Source organism: Ferrovum myxofaciens (assembly GCF_000735045.1).
GTDB classification, from domain to species: domain Bacteria; phylum Pseudomonadota; class Gammaproteobacteria; order Burkholderiales; family Ferrovaceae; genus Ferrovum; species Ferrovum myxofaciens.
Map to the genome: position 1 here is coordinate 1 of NZ_JPOQ01000303.1, position 788 is coordinate 788.

Below are 788 nucleotides of genomic sequence, written 5' to 3' on the forward strand. Positions count from 1 at the left end.
CGGCGCGCCCATCGATAACGATTGGTCTCCACCACGAAAGTCAGTTCTCTCAACAGGTGCGAACCGCATAGGCCATGCCCGCAGTTTGAGTAACTGAAATAGGATGCCCAGCAATCATGGATAAGCTTGCCCATATATCGCGGGATAATATCATTTTCTTCCATGGCCTTTATACCCCGCTTTCGGTGCAATTTTTTCAGGGTGATGCCACCCGCCGAATGCACATGAATCCAGTAATTTGTCTTGTCGACGCGTAACGAGGTTTCATCGACATGCATGACCGCTTCCAGTAATAACTTTTCGGTTGCCCGTACCTCCCAGTTTTCCAATGCGGCATGCAAACGCAGAATGAACTGCAACATAGTGGCTTCGGCGATGACCACATCAATGATGGAGTAAACCAAAGCTTGCGCGCGTTTGAGCGCAACCATCTGGCAGGCCAGCAGGTTGATGATAAACGCCTGCACACCCAGACCATATTGCAACGGGCCGGGCATGTCCACCGGGAATTTGCCTTTGATAACTCGTTCGCAGGAGGGGCACTGCTTGATCTCCACTTCCACATGTTCGACGACTTTCTCGAATATGATGTCGATCTTGGTGCGGCGCTCATGGGTGCAACCAACCTGCCTCAGATCGGCACCGCACTTATCACAGTAATCGACCGGTACGATGGTCAGTGTTTCGATTGTGCGCCGATTCTTCACCGTTTCACCGTCGGCCTTCTTACCTTTGCCCTTGCTGCCCGGATCGGTGAGCGACGAATTGTCCTTGTCGGTTTGCGAGGG

Annotated in this window: 2 protein-coding genes; one reads left to right on the forward strand and one right to left on the reverse strand. The window is 52.3% G+C overall.

Translation table 11 applies throughout. The features are described from left to right. Positions 1–431 (reverse strand): IS66 family transposase (locus tag IV91_RS19310; protein WP_233418487.1); only part of this gene is annotated, 431 nt, incomplete at its 3' end. On the opposite strand from IV91_RS19310, the gene IV91_RS19315 reads away from it, so the two are divergent. Then, a partial coding sequence (locus tag IV91_RS19315) for a hypothetical protein (protein WP_233418488.1) occupies positions 408–788 on the forward strand: 381 nt, incomplete at its 3' end. The two genes, IV91_RS19310 and IV91_RS19315, sit on opposite strands and share 24 nt — an antisense overlap.